This window comes from Arthrobacter sp. TJ-238, assembly GCF_058269215.1.
Map to the genome: position 1 here is coordinate 1 of NZ_JBZCNH010000013.1, position 13,318 is coordinate 13,318.

The window sequence follows — 13,318 nt, forward strand, 5'->3', positions numbered from 1 at the left end:
ATCAATGGGTTCCGGGTTCAAGTCCCGGGGGGTGCACCCGAGAAAGGCCCTCTCACTAGCGGAAACGCTTGGTGAGGGGGCCTTCTTCATTGCCCGTGAAGTGACGCACTCTAAGTTAAGTCGAAGTTTATTGCTGACTCCTTCGTTCACGGTGGGCATGAAAAAGGCGGTCCCGGTGTTCGGAACCGCCTCTCTCCTAGCCTCTGACCTGGTCACTCCATCGGCTCAGATCGGCCGCCATGGCCGCCGCCCCTTCCGGGGTCAGCTCCCTCACTTCCACGCACAGTGAGTGTCCCCCGCCCTCCACGTAGGCGGGGTGTATCCAGTACTCGTCCCTCTCGACGGAGGCCCCCCACCACAAGCCTGGGCTGTCCTTCTCCGGGCTGTACCCCTCCGGATGCTGGGCTGTTGTGCTCACCATTGGTGTGCTCGTCACTGAGACCATTCCTTTCACGTACTGCTGTCCCCCCATGGGTACTGCTTCCCCCGGTTGCCGGTGGTCATGGGTTATGTTTGCTGTTCTGGGGTGTGCTGGTGGAGACGATCTCGAATGCTTCCCCTATCCCTAAGTCGAACGTCTCACAGAGGGCTGCTATGAACGCTCCGGAAGGTGTCGCGCCGCGGTCTACACGGCGCAAGGTTGACCGGTCCACGCCCATCAGCCTGGCTTGGTGTTCTTCACTAGGGATGCCCCTGATTTCGCGGAGGCGCTGGAGTAGCCCGGGTTTGATCCTGAGCTCTGCCATGGTTGCCTCCGCTGTCGCATTCTTGGAACGCTGTGGTGCAAGTATGCACCGCCGCTTTGCGGCCGGACAACAGCCTGGGTCGGTGGTGGGGATTGTTGCCCGGGGCTGCCGTGTTACTGGTGGGGTTCCTGTTGTCTGATGGTGCAGAAGTCCCTCAGGGCGAGGTGGCGAACAGGGAACTCCGGGCGTACCTGCAGCGCGTCACGGACGGTGACAGCTGGCGTGCCATTGCAGGTCGCTCCGGGTTGGGCCATTCGACTCTGACGAGGCAGATGGCCGGTGAGGTGAAACCGCTGACGATCGTGGCGATCTGCCGGGCCTATGACGCCCCGGTGGTGCCGGCGTTCCTCGCGGCTGGGTTCCTCCAGTCGGGCGACCTCGAGGCGGCTGGCACTCATGCCACCCTGGCCACGGCGACGGACAAGGAGTTGGTCGGCGAGATCCTCCGACGTCTCCGCAGGGGATCCGCGGGGCCTGACCTTACCGACCCAATTGGCGGCGAGCTGCTCTAGCCCGCGGTTACTGCCAGCCCTTGATGCCCTCAATGATGAACGGGACGATCACAGCGAGGACCGCTGCCGCGAAAGACCCGATGGCCACCCGGAGGTTCCACTTCTGCGAGTTCCGAGCATCCTCGTCGCGCTTCTTAGCGGCTGCATCACGCTCTTGCGCGAGCCGATCACGCTCTTTCGCGGCTTCACTTTCCTGCTTCGTGATCTCGAGCATGTCTCGCAAGGCCTGTGCCGTGAGCTCGACATTCCCGTCGTTCTTCTCATTACGTTGCCGGACCTCCTCCGCAAACTCTTGAGCTTGCGCATTCATGGCGTCGTAGTCCGGCGTTTGGATGCGTGGCGGTTGGTGGCGCGGTAGCAGGTCGCGGTAGTCCGGTCGACCCAAGATGCCTGTGCTTCCTACCACACCGGGGTTCTTCGGCTGGTCGGTGGCGGGCTTGGGTCGTTTCATGTCGGCGATGATGTCGTCGATATGCACGTGGTAGTCACGTGGTTTCCCCTCATCCTGTTTGCCCATGGTTTGAGGGTACCTAGGAGTACGGGAGATTTTCGCAGGGGCCCGCTCATGCTTTCTCCGGTCGTATGCGGTCGAGTACCCAGAGGATGGGCCCCCAGGCGAGGTAGCGGGCTGCGAGTAGGGGGAGGCGGATCTCCTCCCATAAGCGGGTCACGTGGAGGCTCCCGTGTACTGGTCGCGGAGCTTCTGCATCTTCATCAGCACCTCGTGCGGGGTGAACGGGTCGAAGTCTGCCCCGGCTTCGCGGACGTACCCATAGAGCTCATTGAACGCGGACTGCCAGTCGATGCCCTCGGGTTTGGTCCAGCCTTGCCGGATGAGGATGGCTTCGGCCCGGGTATCCACTGGGACGTACTCGCCCTCCTCGGGGAAGCCGCACAAACCGACGAACTTCGGGGCGGTGCTACTCATGCCGCCTCCCTGATGACCGTGAGAGGGAGTGGCATCGCCCATGCGTAGGTGTAGTTCCCCGCCCCATCCATGAGGTGGAAGGTGTCAGGCGTTGAGAACACGACGGTGCCGTCGTCCGGAACGATGTAGGTATCGATGGGCCCAGCGTTCTCACTGTCGTCGTAGAGGACGATGTCGAGGGCATTGAGCTCCAGGATCCCTTCAACGGTCGTGATGACCCGAGGGTTGGCCTTCTCCCGGAGCTTCTCGATCTCCTCGGCGGCTTCGACCATGGCCTGCCCGTCGTCGCTGTACGGTGCTTGCACGCGGAGCCGGGTGACGATGTCCGCCCCGTGGTAGGTGGCGGCTTGCTTGGCGCTCATGCGTCACCCGCAGAAATAGCGAACTCCCAGGCGGTCGAGTCGTGCTCGTCCAGCCATACGCCGACCGTGCCGCTCTCGTTGCGCAGCTCGACGTGCAGGTAGTGGTGCTCATCCTCCAACGCTCCCGACTTGCCGAGGTTGTTCAGCGCCTCGGTTGTGGCGGTGATGAGCTTCAACTGCTCGATGAACAGGGGGTATCCGCGGTTGCTCATGGCTTGGGTCCTTCTCGTTTGGCGATTTCAGGGTCGATGTACCAGCGGGCTTTCTTGAGGTCCTCGATGGCGTCCCGTTTGAGGTCGCACCGCCAGATGTACTTGAGGGCGTTACCGAGGTTGAAGCCCATGTGCTCGGTGATCTAGATGCACTCGACCCCGCTGGGGTGCTCGGTGTAGTGGCGCGGGTGGTTCACGGGATCGGCTGCCGCGGCATCCAAGGCTTCTCGGACGGTCAGCGGACGCTCCCCGCTCATGCTGCCTGCTCTCGGAGTGGGTCGACACTGTCGGCGGCGTCGAGGACCGCCCGGGCTTCCGCCTGGAAGAGCTTCCAGTCGAGGCCAGCCCCCATGGCCTCGGCGAGGGCGCGTGCCGCTACGTAGACGCGGGGATCGGTCGCGGGGCGGCTCATGCGAGGGCCCGATTCAGATCCGGGGCGAATGTGCTGGTAGAGTTCTTCATGCCGCTTCTCCTTCAACGTTGAGCGGTAGAAACCCGACTAGCTCTCGCCGGCTGTCGGGTTTCGCTTCGTCCGGGGCGATTCCCCAGTGAATCAATCATCCCATATTGAATGGATGAGGTCACTAGGTTGGACCGGAAATCTTCAGCAGATCTACTCGGCGGCCCGGAAGCGTTCGAGCGCGGCGCGGCTATCCGGGGCGACATGGTTCGCCTCGATGTAGTGCTTGCGGGTGACGGCATCGGAGGCATGCCCGAGCTGCTGGCTGGCGACCAGGGATCCGGACTCGCGCTCGATCAGCGTAGCGACGGCCTTGCGGAATGCCCTCGGTTCGACATGCTCCCACTTCTCCCCGCGCACGTCTCTCCACATGCGTCGGAAGTTCGACGGCTCCCACGGGCCACCGTCACGGGCAGGGAACACGAGGTCGGAGGATCCGGCCAGCTGCCGGCGGCGGAGCATAGACACGGCGAAGTCGGGGAGGGCCAGCGTGCGGACACCGGACTCTGTCTTGGGGTACGGCTGCCGGTGGAGGCCGTTCACGCTGTCGCGCTTCACCGTGCCAGTTACTCGGAGGGAGCCGTTGCGGAGATCGACGTCGGCGAACCGGACCCCGAGGAGCTCGCCCGGCCGCAGCCCGGTGGCGATGAACAGGTCCACGACGTCGAGCATCACTGCACGACCGGCGCGCTGGGAAGCCCAGGCGGCGACGTCGCGGCGCAATTCCCCCACCTCGTCCACGGACAGGGCTGTCACCTTCCGGCGCTCCACACGGGCAAGCTTCGTGTCCGTCACGGGGTTCCCCGGCACCGCGTCGTACCGGGAGGCGAGACCGAACATCATGGACAGGACGACCCGGCAGGACTTCCCCACACTGGGGCCCTTCTTCGAGGCGTCGCGGAGGAACGTGTCGAGGCGGGCCGTGGTCGCTTCGCGGATCTGCAGGTTCCCGAGGGGCCCGAGGATGTGGCGGTCGAGGATGTGCCGGTAGGTGTCGCGTGTGCCCTGGGATTGGTCGAGGGTGGTGAACCATGCTTCGGCGAGGACGGACACGCGGGTCTCGGGGGCGATGTCTGCCCCGCCGACCAGCCTGCGCTGGGAGACCTTATCCTTCAACGCCTGCACCGCGGAAGCTTTCGCAGCACCCTGGGCGGTGACGTACCGGCCGACGCCGTCGAGGTCGCGGAACCAGCACCGGGCAACGTACTTGGGCTTCTCGCCGACGACGCTGATCGTCCCGTACTCGCCGACCGGGAGCCTTGGCCTACCCCTCATCACGCCGTCCTTTCTAGCCGGGTCACCTCTTCCTCAATGACTCTTCTCTCCGCGGCGGTGAGGATCCCGATGCGGGTGTGCAGCATGTCGAGGTCGACGTCCAGCCATGCGGCGAGGTGCCGGTCGTCGCAGGTTTCGCGTACGCCGGCGATCAGGTCGTCTGTGCTGATGAGCCGGAGTGCGGCCTGCCGTTCGACGGTGAGCTCCTGCTTGGCATGGAACCAGGTGTCGCAGCAGGCGGTGTCTCCGCGTTCGGCGTGGACGAGCTCGTGGACGAGGGTGGCCCTCGTGGTGGGAGGGTCGAGCCTCGGGTCGATGTAGATGGTGTGTGTCTGTTTGTCGTAGAGACCGTTTAATGCTCCCGGGAGGAGCATGTATTCGATGTCAGGTAGAGCTTTCCCCATGTTCGTGCTTGTTCCCCTTGCCGTTTCGCGCTGCAGACCGTTCGACAAGGCTAGAGACGTCGTCTGACACTGTGGGTCGTAGCTGGGTGACGGTGGCGCGTTGGTTGCGGAGGTGCTCTTCGGCTTGCTCGAGGACGCCGGCGACTGAGATGCGCAGGGCGGAGCAGATGAGGTTCATCTGTTCGAGGTCCATGGCCCGCTCGCCCTTGATGAGGCGGGAGAGGGTGGGCTGGGAGAGTCCGGTTGCGCGGACCAGCTCTGCCTGGCTGATGTCCTTGAAGCCCATTTGGGCGCGGATGACAGCTGCGACTCGTTTGGTGAGGTCGCTGGGTTCCATGTTCTTTCCGAGTGCCATGGCATGAAGCTATCAGATTCTGAATGGTTTATCCATACCCAACCGGCGCGGCGCGTCTACGTGAATCAAAACTATTACTACTTGACTTAATCATCCTATGTGGAATAGCTTCGGTGGCATGGGTAACTCACACCACAAGGAACTGCCCGAAGTGGACCCCGGCCCCACACCCTACGAACTGATCAACGAGGTCTTCGCCGAGGCTGGGCGGCAGAAGATCAAGCTCGTGAACATGAGCAGCAGCATCGGGTGGGATGTCCAGAAGCTCGCCCGAGTGAAACGCGGGGCCTACACCCCAAAGCTGGACGAGTACCAAACCTTGTGCCAGGCGGTCGGCAAGAGCCCCCGCCAGATCGAAGACATGGCCCGGTTCCACAGCACCTGCGTCTAAACGAAAGTGGCCGTCTCCCACTGGCAGGTGGGGGACGGCCCTCAAACCCTCTTCTCAAGGAGTTCAACACCATGGTAGCAACACCAAACCGCCTACCGGATGAGGACCTCACCGTCCTGGTAGACCGAGCGGCCCGCGAGATCGCAGGAAGGGACGGCCACAAGTGGGATGACGTCCCCGGCATCGGAAAGAACGCGATCCGCGAACAGGCCCTTCCCTTCATCTTCCACGGCACGAAAGCCCTCGCTGAGCTCGGATACCGGAAGCCCCGGCAGTTGTTCACCGGGCAGGAGGTGCTCGGCACCCAGCCGGCGGCGGTGATTCTGGCCGAAGGCGACAAGACCGGCGAGGACACCGGAGACATCGTGCTGCGTTGGAAGTCGGGCCGAATCACCAACGGGCAGATTACCTACTTCGACGCCGACAATCTCATCGAGGACTACGACCGAGTCTCCGTCCTCTGGGAGCCAGCGTCATGACGGCGCCGGCGACCATCACCCGGGAGACCCTCAACCTCACCAACGAGGGCCTCACCGCCGAGATCCGCGAAACCACCCAGGACGACCACTCATGGATCGAGGTCGTCAGCACCGACGGCGACCTCCTCCTCACCCTCAACGACACCGACTGCTCCACCCTCATCGTCGCCCTCACCAACGTGTGGCGGACCCGGGCGGCAGCAGCACTCGACACCCTCAAGGAGACTCCATGAGCCCCCAGTACACAGTCAACTTCGACACCGAGCATGGAGAGCAGCCTATTTCGTGGTCTGGCGAGGCCGATGACGAGATGCACGCTGTAGACCTCGCCCGCGAAGAGGCGGACACTGGCGCCCGCGTGATCGATGTGTTCCAGGAGGAAGCATGATGCCGGACAGTGTCACCCTCGTCCTCGCCATCATGTTCCTATTCGCAGCCCTCCTCATCTGGAACCACGACCGGCACCTCGAACCCGTCGAAGCAGCCGACACCGACAACGACGACTACGACACCCGCCACGACGAATGGTGTGAAGACCAAGCCATCGAACGTCAGAGGCACCCCGCATAATCGGGGCACCGCTCCCCCATGCCCTAAGGCATTCCAAATAGCATCACTCATTCAGGAGATCATCATGACGACCATCCGACTGCCCGACGGGCGGGACATGGACAAGGCCGAATACGAGAAGGCCCTTGCGCTCCTCGCGAAACCCTTCGACTCCAACGAGATCGAGAAGCTGCCCAAGCAGATGAAGGCGAAGGACGAGGACAAGGGCAAGTGCGAGCGGGGGTCCCGGTACTCCGCTGACGGACACTATTGCGGCGGCTGGCACGCCCGGTCCTTGCACCTCGACTACGTCGGCCACGCAGGCATCACCGACCGGCTCAACCAGGTCGACCCCATGTGGACGTGGGAGCCCATGGGCCTAACGCCCGAGGGTACGCCCCTAATCAAGGACGGCGGCATGTGGGGCCGCCTCACCGTCCTCGGCGTCACCCGCATCGGCTTCGGAGATCCTGGCCGCAACACCGGGGCGAACGCCGTGAAGGAGATGATCGGCGACTTCCTCCGCAACGCGGCTATGCGCTTCGGCGTAGCAACCTACCTGTGGTCGAAGTCCGAGGCGGCCATGGAGAAGAAGCTCGCCGAAGAGCCACACGATCCCCCCGCCACACCTCAGCCCACACCGCCAGCGGGCCCGAACTGGAACCAGCTGTACGAGGCCGCCGCCGGGGACATCAAGAAGCTCGAGGCGCTCCGCAACCAGGGTCGCAAGGCCGGCGCCCCCGAGGGCATGTTCACCGCGATCGAGAACCGCATCAACGAGCTCAAAGCTGAGCTCCCCATCGAAGGAGTAGTGCAGCAGTGACCCTCAAGGAAGAGACCCTCAGGACCGCCGTCATGGGCGCAATGTCCACCGTCGTGAAGGACGTCAACGACGCCCAGCGGAAGAAGCTCCTCGACCTGCTCCTCGAGCAGTACCGGGAGTCGGGCAACAAGTCCGTGATCGTGAAGGACCTCCACGGGGACAAGATCGCGACGATCACCCTGACCGAGGCATCTGCCTCAACGATCGTCACGGATCAGGACGCGTTCCTCGACTGGTGCCGCGAGCACCGGCCCGACCTCATCGAGACCGTCGAGCACCCCGCCGTCGAAGCATGGACCGAAGTCCGCGTGAAGGGCACCGCCGTCACGACGATCGCCGAGGAGTACAAGAAGGCCGGCGACCTCTACGTCACGGCCGATATGGAGCCGGTGGAGGGCGTGGAGTACAAGCCCGCCCCGGAACCGTCCCGGTTCAGCCTGACGTACGCAGCGAAGGACCGCGGCCTGTCCGTCGTCCAGGCGTGGCGCGATGGGGCCCTACCCATCGAACTCGACGCCAACCTCCCTCAGATCGGCGCGTCGTGACCGTCGACGTCCTCAACCCCGTCAACATCGAGCAGCGGATCCGCGAGATCAGCGAACGCATCGCGAAGTCCGCAGCCGTCTGCAACGAACGGTACAAGGCGTTCATCGACGCCGACCGGGCCTACGACCACGCGTTCGCCGTCGCCTACATGGAGCACGCGGGCCCGGCGCACGAGAAGAAGTACGCCGCAGAGATCGCGACCCTCCCCGAACGCGAGGACCGAGACACAGCAGACGCCGCCTACCGGTACGCCGACCGGCTCGCGAAGGCGCTCGAGTCCGAGCTCCGTGCCTACCAGTCCATCGGTGCCAGCGTCCGGGCTATGTACCAGGTAGCGGGGCGAGGGGAATGACACCGAAGGAGTTCCGACGGTTCGTCGATCGCGACGGGCACTGCTTGCACTGCGGCGCCACCGGTGACACGCTCGTCCCCCAGCACCGCGCCAACCGCGGACACGGAGGACACAAGGCCGGCAACCAGCCGGCCAACATCATCGTCCTCTGCAGCGAATACAACGGGCTCATCGAGAGCAACGCGATGTGCGCCCTCGAAGCGCACCAGAACGGTTGGAAGATCAGCCGCTGGGAGAACCCCGAGACAACACCCGTCTACGACGTCGTGACTGCTACCTGGTGGAAGCTGAATAACAGCTTTGCCCGCAGCCATTCTATGTAGACTCAGTCATTCAGGAGATGAGTATGAGCAGCGACAGCAAGCCCGCGTATGTCATGCCCGGCAAGCAGCCGGCAGTGATGTGCGGGGACAAGAACCCGAACCCGGGCATACACAACGGGTTCCAGTGCAAGCGACGCGAAGGCCACGGCGGCCGGCACGCCTTCATCTGGTGGAACACCGACAAGCGCGTCCGAGCAGTCTGGGGAGAGAAATGAAGGCCGCAGAACTCTGCGCCGGCTACGGAGGCCTCGCTCTGGCCATCGAGCACGTCTTCGGCGCCGAGACAGCGTGGGTGTCCGAGTTCGAGGAAGCGCCGTCGCGAATCCTCGCCCACCACTGGCCCAACGTCCCCAACCACGGGGACATGACCAAGATCGACTGGGCCGCAGTGGAGCCCGTCGACATCATCAGCGGCGGAACCCCATGCCAGGATCTCTCCGCCGCCGGCCGCCGCAAAGGCATGACCGAAGGCACCCGCTCCAACCTGTGGGTCCAGATGCGGGAATCCATCGCCACCATCAAGCCCACCTACGTCGTGTGGGAGAACGTCAGAGGAGCGTACAGTGCCGAAGCCGCTAGCGACCTGGAACACTGCCCGGGATGCATGGGAGCGTCCGCAGACCGAGGGGCTGTTCTGCGAGCACTTGGACGTGTTCTCGGAGACCTTTCCGACCTCGGGTATGACTGCCAGTGGCGCGGCCTACGAGCTGCCGACGTGGGAGCCCCGCACGGCCGCTTCCGGGTCTTCGTCCTTGCTACCTACCGTGACCGTGTCCGACGCGAACGGCCCAGGGATGCACGGGGACGGTGGACAAGACTTACGGACCACCATCGCAATGCTGCCCACGCCTCGAGCAACGCGAGGCGGGTCGGGTACGGAGACGATGTATCGCTTCGGGGCGCAGCGCTCGGACTCGGGCCGTCCGCAGGGCGAGGTGCTCCTGCCGTCACCTCGGGCGTCGGAGGGCGAGAAGGGCGGGCCGAACATGCGGGGGTCGAAGGGCGACCTGATGCTGTCCTCGGCGGTCACATTACTGCCGACGACCAGAGCTCAGCATGGGGAGCACCGAAATCAGCAGATCTGGGCGCGGGACAAATCGCAGCCGCAGAACCTGGAGAATGCGCTGGCGTCGACGTTGCCTGGGGCGAGTACGAGCCTGCCATCCGTCGCTGGGAAGCAGTTATGGGAAGACGTTCCCCTGCCCCTACCGGGCCCACGGGACGCAACGGAGGCCACCGGCTCAGTGCCCGCTTCGCGGAATGGATGATGGGCGTCCCTAACGGCTGGATAGTCGACGTCCCCGGAATCACCCGAAATGAGGCCCTGAAGGCCGCCGGCAACGGTGTCGTCCCACAGCAAGCCATCGCCGCTCTCCGCGACATGCTCGCCGAAAGGAAGGTGGCTTGATGTCACGGATCCGGAGCATCAAGCCAGACTTCTGGACGGACGGCAACATTGTCCGCCTCACCCCTTTCGCCAGGCTGCTCTACATCGGCATGTGGAACTTCACCATGTGCGACCACGGGCACGTGGCAGACGACGCTTTCAAGCTGAAACTGCAGATCCTCCCCATGGACAACGTCGACATCGACGCGCTGCTCGGGGAAATCATCGACGCTGGTCGCGTGGTCCGGGTGACCGATGCCGATGGGCGGAAGTACCTGCTCATCAAGCGGTTCGAGGACCACCAGAAGATCGACCCCAGGTGGAAGACGCGCTGCCCCGCATGCGCTCAACTGGACTCACTCAAGCCCATCGAAACTCCAGTGAGTTTGGTTGAGCTCCCCGAGACTCCCGCAGCCTCACCCCAACTCACCCTAGGAAGGGATGGGATGGGAAGGGATAAAGACTTGTCCAGCAAGCAGGACGAGTTCGACCAGTGGTACCAGGCCTATCCCAAGAAGGAAGCCAAGGAAGCAGCACGGAAGGCATTCACCAAGGCCCGCCGCACTGCATCCCTCGAACAGCTCATGGAAGGCCTCGGGCGGTACACGGCTTCCGTCTCCGGCAAGGACCGCCAGTTCATCGCCCTCCCGGCTACGTGGCTCAACCAGGGACGCTGGGATGACGAGCCCGTGCAACCGCAGCTGTCCGTCGTGAACAGCCCGTGGAACCCGGAGTACCACCGATGAGCGAGGAGACGACGGACACCAGCGCGGAGGGCTGCGTCCTCGGGGCGATGCTTCTCTCGAAGGAAGCGATCGCCGACGTCGAGGACATCATCACCGGTGGGGACTTCTTCCGGCCGGCGCACGAGACGATCTTCCGAACCATCCTCGGCCTGTACCGGGCGGGGAACCCGGTTGACGCGGTCACGGTGTCGGACGCACTGACCAGGGAGGGCGAGATCACCCGTGTGGGTGGGGCGCCGTACCTGCACCAGATGGCGGCCCTCGTGTCGTCGGCCTCGACTGCCGGGTACTACGCGGACATCGTGGCGAAGGCGGCTACCCGCCGGCGTTTGAAGGTCGCGGGGCAGAAGATCATGCAGCTCGCCGAGGATGGCGGGGACGAGGACGAGCTCGTGGAGATCGCCCGCCGCGAGGTGGACAGCACGAGCAAGGCCACGACGCACCTGGTGCAGTCGTTCGGGGAGACCATCGGTTCGACGCTCGAGAAGCTCGATGGGCCGATCAACCACATCCCGACCCGGTGGGCGGCGCTGAACGACATCATCGGCGGCCTCCGACCTGGCGCCCTGTACGTCGTCGGGGCCCGTCCCTCGGTTGGCAAGAGCGTCGTCGCCCTGCAGCTCGCGATGGCGCTCACCCAGCACGGGTCGGTGGCATTCTCCAGCCTTGAGATGAGCCGGGACGACATCCACCTCCGGGCGCTGTCGTCGGATCTCCGGATCGACCTGAAGCGCCTCATCGAGAGGAGCCTCACCCCCGGGGACTGGGACAAAATCGGGGCGCGCATGAAGGAGTGGGAGCACATCCCCCTGTTCGTGGATGACAGCTCCTCGGTGACGGCCACGGACATCAAGCGGTTCGCCCGGTCCGTGAACCGCCGGAAGCCCCTCGCCGGGATCGTCGTGGACTACCTGCAGCTCATGACACCTCCACCAGGTGACAAGCGGGCCCGGCACGAGTTCGTGGCTGACTGCTCCCGGCAGTTGAAGATCCTCGCCATGGAACTCGACGTCCCCGTGGTCCTCCTGTCGCAGCTGAACCGTGGCAGCGACTCACGGGAGGACAAGATGCCCCGCCTCACGGACCTCCGCGAGTCCGGGGCGATCGAGCAGGACGCCGACGTCGTGATCCTCCTGCACAGGGAAATCATGGGCGACAAACGCAACGAGCTCGCACTGCTCGTCGCAAAGAACCGGCACGGCGCCACGAACGCCGCGCACCTCCAATTTTGGGGCCACTACTCGATGGCCCTCGACAAGTAAGGAACCCAGTGGAAATCACGATTTACACCACCCCGGACTGCTTCGGATGCCGGAAGTCGAGGCAGCTCTTCGATGAGGCCGGCGTCCCGTACACGCCAATCGACCTCTCGGAGGACCCGGCCGCGTACGCGCACATCAAGGCCCTCGGCTTCAGCCAGGCGCCGGTCATCGTCGCCGGGACGACGTCCTGGTCCGGGCTGGTCCCGGCCCGTATCAACACCGCTATCGCCCAGTACCGGGCAACCAACCACAGGAGCGCATGACCATGACGACCATCCGAGAGCTTCAGGAGCGGGCGTACCGCCAGTCGGACGAGAAGGGCTTCCACGAGGACTACCCGCAGCGGGACGACTTTGTGGCGACGGACCGCGGTGAGGCGGCCTACCGCACGGCCTTGGAGAGCTACCACGCGAACAAGATGATGCTCATCGTCGGCGAGGCCAGCGAGGGCCACGAGGAACTGCGCGCAGGTAGGGGCACCGCTGAGACCTACTACCCGACCGCGGCCAGCGGCATCCCAACGCCGGGCAAAGAGCACCATTTCAAGCCGGAAGGCATCCCCTCCGAGATTGCCGACATCGTCATCCGGTGCGCCGACTACGCCCAGATCGCCGGCTTCGACCTCGAGGCCATCATCCTCGAGAAACTCGATTACAACGCAACCCGCACCTACAAGCACGGAAAGAAGTTCTGACCATGGCAGAGATCAAGTTCACGGGAGCACTCGGTGGAGACAGCGAACTCCGGTACACCCCGTCCGGGCAGGCAGTACTCAACTTCTCGGCGGCAGACTCGAAGTCGAAGAAGCTCGACAACGGCGAGTGGGAGACCCTGGCGACCCAGTGGTTCCGGGTGACCGTGTGGGGCGACCTCGCGGAGTTCTTCGCGGAGCGCCTCCTCAAGGGCGTCCGCGTGACCGTGTGGGGTGACTTCATGTCCCGCGAGTACGAAGGCAAGAACGGCGCCGGCCTGAGCCTCGACGTCACTGCGAAGGGCATCGAGGTTCACCAGAAGCGCGGCCAGCAGACCCAGCAGCGCTCAGCGCAGGGCGGGTTCGGCAACCAGGGAGGGTTCGGCGGGCAGGCCGCGGAGGATCCTTGGGGCGCTCCCACCGGCGGTAGCTCGCAGGGCTGGGGCAACGGCGCGGACTCCGAACCGCCATTCTGAGCCTTCAGCCATTCCATACAGGATCAACCATTCAGAAGG

Annotated in this window: 26 protein-coding genes; 17 read left to right on the plus strand and 9 right to left on the minus strand. The window is 64.3% G+C overall.

All coding sequences use genetic code 11. The features are described from left to right. The first annotated feature begins 1,018 nt into the window (after positions 1–1,018). Positions 1,019–1,258: a hypothetical protein gene (locus tag AC4D2O_RS18570; protein WP_490908872.1), complete on the plus strand. Its 240-nt coding sequence runs from the start codon at positions 1,019–1,021 to the stop codon at positions 1,256–1,258. Positions 1,259–1,265: 7 nt separating this feature from the next. Here AC4D2O_RS18570 and AC4D2O_RS18575 read toward each other — a convergent pair whose 3' ends face one another. From AC4D2O_RS18575 to AC4D2O_RS18615, 9 genes are all read right to left on the minus strand, one after another. Next, positions 1,266–1,775 (minus strand): hypothetical protein, encoded by a 510-nt coding sequence (locus tag AC4D2O_RS18575; RefSeq protein WP_490908873.1) that lies wholly within the window; start codon positions 1,773–1,775, stop codon positions 1,266–1,268. A 150-nt stretch (positions 1,776–1,925) separates the two neighbouring features. Next, positions 1,926–2,186, minus strand: a complete 261-nt coding sequence (locus AC4D2O_RS18580) for a hypothetical protein (RefSeq protein ID WP_490908874.1) — start codon at positions 2,184–2,186, stop codon at positions 1,926–1,928. Next, the gene (locus tag AC4D2O_RS18585) at positions 2,183–2,548 is read right to left on the minus strand and encodes a hypothetical protein (protein ID WP_490908875.1); all 366 of its coding nucleotides are present in this window, start codon (positions 2,546–2,548) and stop codon (positions 2,183–2,185) included. The genes AC4D2O_RS18580 and AC4D2O_RS18585 overlap by 4 nt, the downstream gene beginning before the upstream one ends. Further along, positions 2,545–2,760 (minus strand): hypothetical protein, encoded by a 216-nt coding sequence (locus tag AC4D2O_RS18590; protein ID WP_490908876.1) that lies wholly within the window; start codon positions 2,758–2,760, stop codon positions 2,545–2,547. Before AC4D2O_RS18590 ends, AC4D2O_RS18585 begins: the two co-directional genes overlap by 4 nt. Further along, positions 2,757–2,891 carry a DUF3310 domain-containing protein gene (locus tag AC4D2O_RS18595; RefSeq protein WP_490908877.1) on the minus strand — a complete coding sequence of 45 codons (135 nt, stop codon included), beginning with the start codon at positions 2,889–2,891 and terminating at the stop codon, positions 2,757–2,759. Before AC4D2O_RS18595 ends, AC4D2O_RS18590 begins: the two co-directional genes overlap by 4 nt. A gap of 122 nt (positions 2,892–3,013) precedes the next feature. Further along, entirely contained in the window at positions 3,014–3,172 is a 159-nt protein-coding gene (locus AC4D2O_RS18600; RefSeq protein ID WP_490908879.1) for a hypothetical protein, read from the minus strand. Between the two features lie 201 nt (positions 3,173–3,373). Next, positions 3,374–4,495, minus strand: a complete 1,122-nt coding sequence (locus AC4D2O_RS18605; protein ID WP_490908880.1) for a tyrosine-type recombinase/integrase — start codon at positions 4,493–4,495, stop codon at positions 3,374–3,376. After that, positions 4,495–4,899, minus strand: a complete 405-nt coding sequence (locus AC4D2O_RS18610) for an ImmA/IrrE family metallo-endopeptidase (protein WP_490908881.1) — start codon at positions 4,897–4,899, stop codon at positions 4,495–4,497. Before AC4D2O_RS18610 ends, AC4D2O_RS18605 begins: the two co-directional genes overlap by 1 nt. Beyond that, on the minus strand, positions 4,880–5,254 hold the full coding sequence (locus tag AC4D2O_RS18615) for a helix-turn-helix domain-containing protein (protein ID WP_490908882.1): 375 nt from the start codon (positions 5,252–5,254) through the stop codon (positions 4,880–4,882). Before AC4D2O_RS18615 ends, AC4D2O_RS18610 begins: the two co-directional genes overlap by 20 nt. Positions 5,255–5,372: 118 nt before the next feature. On the opposite strand from AC4D2O_RS18615, the gene AC4D2O_RS18620 reads away from it, so the two are divergent. The 16 genes from AC4D2O_RS18620 to AC4D2O_RS18695 all read left to right on the plus strand — a co-directional run bounded on the left by AC4D2O_RS18620 (position 5,373) and on the right by AC4D2O_RS18695 (position 13,279). After that, the gene (locus tag AC4D2O_RS18620; protein WP_490908883.1) at positions 5,373–5,645 is read left to right on the plus strand and encodes a hypothetical protein; all 273 of its coding nucleotides are present in this window, start codon (positions 5,373–5,375) and stop codon (positions 5,643–5,645) included. A gap of 71 nt (positions 5,646–5,716) precedes the next feature. Further along, the gene (locus tag AC4D2O_RS18625; RefSeq protein WP_490908884.1) at positions 5,717–6,124 is read left to right on the plus strand and encodes a hypothetical protein; all 408 of its coding nucleotides are present in this window, start codon (positions 5,717–5,719) and stop codon (positions 6,122–6,124) included. After that, positions 6,121–6,357 carry a hypothetical protein gene (locus tag AC4D2O_RS18630; protein WP_490908885.1) on the plus strand — a complete coding sequence of 79 codons (237 nt, stop codon included), beginning with the start codon at positions 6,121–6,123 and terminating at the stop codon, positions 6,355–6,357. The genes AC4D2O_RS18625 and AC4D2O_RS18630 overlap by 4 nt, the downstream gene beginning before the upstream one ends. Beyond that, a complete protein-coding gene (locus tag AC4D2O_RS18635) occupies positions 6,354–6,512 on the plus strand; it encodes a hypothetical protein (protein WP_490908886.1) in 159 nt (52 codons plus the stop codon). Before AC4D2O_RS18630 ends, AC4D2O_RS18635 begins: the two co-directional genes overlap by 4 nt. Next, positions 6,509–6,694 carry a hypothetical protein gene (locus tag AC4D2O_RS18640; protein ID WP_490908887.1) on the plus strand — a complete coding sequence of 62 codons (186 nt, stop codon included), beginning with the start codon at positions 6,509–6,511 and terminating at the stop codon, positions 6,692–6,694. Before AC4D2O_RS18635 ends, AC4D2O_RS18640 begins: the two co-directional genes overlap by 4 nt. Before the next feature lie 64 nt (positions 6,695–6,758). Next, on the plus strand, positions 6,759–7,496 hold the full coding sequence (locus tag AC4D2O_RS18645; protein WP_490908889.1) for a hypothetical protein: 738 nt from the start codon (positions 6,759–6,761) through the stop codon (positions 7,494–7,496). Beyond that, on the plus strand, positions 7,493–8,041 hold the full coding sequence (locus AC4D2O_RS18650) for a hypothetical protein (RefSeq protein WP_490908890.1): 549 nt from the start codon (positions 7,493–7,495) through the stop codon (positions 8,039–8,041). Before AC4D2O_RS18645 ends, AC4D2O_RS18650 begins: the two co-directional genes overlap by 4 nt. After that, the gene (locus tag AC4D2O_RS18655; protein WP_490908891.1) at positions 8,038–8,394 is read left to right on the plus strand and encodes a hypothetical protein; all 357 of its coding nucleotides are present in this window, start codon (positions 8,038–8,040) and stop codon (positions 8,392–8,394) included. The genes AC4D2O_RS18650 and AC4D2O_RS18655 overlap by 4 nt, the downstream gene beginning before the upstream one ends. Beyond that, positions 8,391–8,717, plus strand: a complete 327-nt coding sequence (locus AC4D2O_RS18660; protein WP_490908892.1) for a hypothetical protein — start codon at positions 8,391–8,393, stop codon at positions 8,715–8,717. The genes AC4D2O_RS18655 and AC4D2O_RS18660 overlap by 4 nt, the downstream gene beginning before the upstream one ends. Before the next feature lie 23 nt (positions 8,718–8,740). Further along, complete coding sequence (locus AC4D2O_RS18665; RefSeq protein WP_490908893.1) at positions 8,741–8,932, plus strand: hypothetical protein; 192 nt, start codon at positions 8,741–8,743, stop codon at positions 8,930–8,932. Continuing rightward, positions 8,929–10,125, plus strand: coding sequence for a DNA cytosine methyltransferase (locus AC4D2O_RS18670; protein WP_490908894.1), 1,197 nt, complete (start codon positions 8,929–8,931; stop codon positions 10,123–10,125). Before AC4D2O_RS18665 ends, AC4D2O_RS18670 begins: the two co-directional genes overlap by 4 nt. Next, positions 10,125–10,850, plus strand: a complete 726-nt coding sequence (locus AC4D2O_RS18675; RefSeq protein ID WP_490908895.1) for an LvrA C-terminal domain-related protein — start codon at positions 10,125–10,127, stop codon at positions 10,848–10,850. Before AC4D2O_RS18670 ends, AC4D2O_RS18675 begins: the two co-directional genes overlap by 1 nt. After that, positions 10,847–12,112 (plus strand): replicative DNA helicase, encoded by a 1,266-nt coding sequence (locus tag AC4D2O_RS18680; RefSeq protein WP_490908896.1) that lies wholly within the window; start codon positions 10,847–10,849, stop codon positions 12,110–12,112. Before AC4D2O_RS18675 ends, AC4D2O_RS18680 begins: the two co-directional genes overlap by 4 nt. A gap of 8 nt (positions 12,113–12,120) precedes the next feature. Then, positions 12,121–12,375, plus strand: coding sequence for a glutaredoxin family protein (locus AC4D2O_RS18685; protein ID WP_490908898.1), 255 nt, complete (start codon positions 12,121–12,123; stop codon positions 12,373–12,375). Further along, positions 12,372–12,806 (plus strand): nucleoside triphosphate pyrophosphohydrolase family protein, encoded by a 435-nt coding sequence (locus tag AC4D2O_RS18690; RefSeq protein WP_490908899.1) that lies wholly within the window; start codon positions 12,372–12,374, stop codon positions 12,804–12,806. Before AC4D2O_RS18685 ends, AC4D2O_RS18690 begins: the two co-directional genes overlap by 4 nt. A gap of 2 nt (positions 12,807–12,808) precedes the next feature. Continuing rightward, positions 12,809–13,279 carry a single-stranded DNA-binding protein gene (locus tag AC4D2O_RS18695; RefSeq protein ID WP_490908901.1) on the plus strand — a complete coding sequence of 157 codons (471 nt, stop codon included), beginning with the start codon at positions 12,809–12,811 and terminating at the stop codon, positions 13,277–13,279. Positions 13,280–13,318 lie beyond the last annotated feature (39 nt).

Bases quoted from the DNA above. Each gene is read 5' to 3' on its own strand.
- AC4D2O_RS18680 (WP_490908896.1), top strand. From the start codon at position 10,847: ATGAGCGAGGAGACGACGGACACCAGCGCGGAGGGCTGCGTCCTCGGG.
- AC4D2O_RS18675 (WP_490908895.1), top strand. From the start codon at position 10,125: ATGTCACGGATCCGGAGCATCAAGCCAGACTTCTGGACGGACGGCAAC.
- AC4D2O_RS18585 (WP_490908875.1), bottom strand. From the start codon at position 2,548: ATGAGCGCCAAGCAAGCCGCCACCTACCACGGGGCGGACATCGTCACC.
- AC4D2O_RS18695 (WP_490908901.1), top strand. From the start codon at position 12,809: ATGGCAGAGATCAAGTTCACGGGAGCACTCGGTGGAGACAGCGAACTC.
- AC4D2O_RS18600 (WP_490908879.1), bottom strand. From the start codon at position 3,172: ATGAGCCGCCCCGCGACCGATCCCCGCGTCTACGTAGCGGCACGCGCC.
- AC4D2O_RS18620 (WP_490908883.1), top strand. From the start codon at position 5,373: ATGGGTAACTCACACCACAAGGAACTGCCCGAAGTGGACCCCGGCCCC.
- AC4D2O_RS18590 (WP_490908876.1), bottom strand. From the start codon at position 2,760: ATGAGCAACCGCGGATACCCCCTGTTCATCGAGCAGTTGAAGCTCATC.
- AC4D2O_RS18625 (WP_490908884.1), top strand. From the start codon at position 5,717: ATGGTAGCAACACCAAACCGCCTACCGGATGAGGACCTCACCGTCCTG.
- AC4D2O_RS18615 (WP_490908882.1), bottom strand. From the start codon at position 5,254: ATGGCACTCGGAAAGAACATGGAACCCAGCGACCTCACCAAACGAGTC.
- AC4D2O_RS18640 (WP_490908887.1), top strand. From the start codon at position 6,509: ATGATGCCGGACAGTGTCACCCTCGTCCTCGCCATCATGTTCCTATTC.
- AC4D2O_RS18660 (WP_490908892.1), top strand. From the start codon at position 8,391: ATGACACCGAAGGAGTTCCGACGGTTCGTCGATCGCGACGGGCACTGC.
- AC4D2O_RS18635 (WP_490908886.1), top strand. From the start codon at position 6,354: ATGAGCCCCCAGTACACAGTCAACTTCGACACCGAGCATGGAGAGCAG.
- AC4D2O_RS18665 (WP_490908893.1), top strand. From the start codon at position 8,741: ATGAGCAGCGACAGCAAGCCCGCGTATGTCATGCCCGGCAAGCAGCCG.
- AC4D2O_RS18575 (WP_490908873.1), bottom strand. From the start codon at position 1,775: ATGGGCAAACAGGATGAGGGGAAACCACGTGACTACCACGTGCATATC.
- AC4D2O_RS18570 (WP_490908872.1), top strand. From the start codon at position 1,019: ATGGCCGGTGAGGTGAAACCGCTGACGATCGTGGCGATCTGCCGGGCC.
- AC4D2O_RS18645 (WP_490908889.1), top strand. From the start codon at position 6,759: ATGACGACCATCCGACTGCCCGACGGGCGGGACATGGACAAGGCCGAA.
- AC4D2O_RS18690 (WP_490908899.1), top strand. From the start codon at position 12,372: ATGACCATGACGACCATCCGAGAGCTTCAGGAGCGGGCGTACCGCCAG.
- AC4D2O_RS18595 (WP_490908877.1), bottom strand. From the start codon at position 2,891: ATGGGCTTCAACCTCGGTAACGCCCTCAAGTACATCTGGCGGTGCGAC.
- AC4D2O_RS18630 (WP_490908885.1), top strand. From the start codon at position 6,121: ATGACGGCGCCGGCGACCATCACCCGGGAGACCCTCAACCTCACCAAC.
- AC4D2O_RS18670 (WP_490908894.1), top strand. From the start codon at position 8,929: ATGAAGGCCGCAGAACTCTGCGCCGGCTACGGAGGCCTCGCTCTGGCC.
- AC4D2O_RS18610 (WP_490908881.1), bottom strand. From the start codon at position 4,899: ATGGGGAAAGCTCTACCTGACATCGAATACATGCTCCTCCCGGGAGCA.
- AC4D2O_RS18580 (WP_490908874.1), bottom strand. From the start codon at position 2,186: ATGAGTAGCACCGCCCCGAAGTTCGTCGGTTTGTGCGGCTTCCCCGAG.
- AC4D2O_RS18605 (WP_490908880.1), bottom strand. From the start codon at position 4,495: ATGAGGGGTAGGCCAAGGCTCCCGGTCGGCGAGTACGGGACGATCAGC.